The 965-nt window shown below is 63.2% G+C and carries 2 protein-coding genes; both read left to right on the top strand.

Annotated elements, in window-relative coordinates:
• The first annotated feature begins 48 nt into the window (after positions 1-48).
• On the top strand, positions 49-582 hold the full coding sequence (rplF, locus tag EN964_RS35645) for a 50S ribosomal protein L6 (RefSeq protein WP_013895694.1): 534 nt from the start codon (positions 49-51) through the stop codon (positions 580-582).
• Between the two features lie 124 nt (positions 583-706).
• The coding region (locus EN964_RS35650) for a 50S ribosomal protein L18 (RefSeq protein ID WP_164776475.1) at positions 707-965 on the top strand (259 nt) is incomplete at its 3' end.

The raw sequence follows: 965 nt of genomic DNA on the forward strand, positions 1-965 counted from the left end.
TTCCCGAAGACAGAGACCTGAAACAAGAGAAGTGACGAGGACAACAAAATGTCTCGTATTGGAAAGAAACCCGTTTCGCTGCCGCAGGGCGTGACCGCGACCGTCAACGGCCAGACCGTGACGGCGAAGGGCCCCAAGGGTGAGCTGAAGTTCGTGGTGAACGACGAAGTGCTGGTCAAGATGGAAGGCAGCGAGATCGCTGTCCAGCCGCGCGACCAGACCAAGACCGCCCGCTCCAAGTGGGGCATGTCGCGCACGCAGATCGTCAACATCCTGCAGGGCGTCAAGGACGGTTTCGAGAAGAAGCTCGAGATCACCGGCGTCGGCTATCGCGCGGCACTTCAGGGCAAGAACCTGCAGCTGGCGCTTGGCTTCAGCCATGACGTCGTCTATGAGACGCCGGCCGGCATCACCATTACCGTGCCGAAGCCGACCGAAATCACCGTGGCCGGCATCGACAAGCAGCAAGTCGGCCAGGTTGCGGCCGAGATCCGCGAGTATCGCGGTCCCGAGCCCTACAAGGGCAAGGGCGTCCGCTATGCCGGCGAGAAGATCGTCCGCAAGGAAGGCAAGAAGAAGTAGCGGGCCTGGCCTCGGGAAGTTGAGGCCAAGCCAAAAAGTGTAACGCCGCGGGGAGCGGTCGCGGGAGGCGCTTTCGCCTACCGCATATGGCGGCCCCCGTTTTTTGAAGGCAAGGAAGACCATCATGGGTACCAAGGAATCCACGCAGCGCCGCGCGCAGCGCGTCCGTCGTCAGATCAAGAAGGTCGCCGGCGAGCGTCCGCGTCTGTCGGTCCACCGCACGTCGAAGAACATCTACGTGCAGGTCATCGACGACGCCAAGGGCCACACCATCGCTGCCGCTTCGACGCTCGAGAAGGACCTCAAGGGTTCGCTCAAGACCGGCGCCGACACCGCCGCCGCCGCCGCGATCGGCAAGCTGATCGCCGAGCGCGCCACCAAGG

Origin of the sequence: Mesorhizobium sp. M7A.F.Ca.CA.001.10.2.1, assembly GCF_003998575.1 — a bacterium.
Lineage (GTDB): Bacteria > Pseudomonadota > Alphaproteobacteria > Rhizobiales > Rhizobiaceae > Mesorhizobium.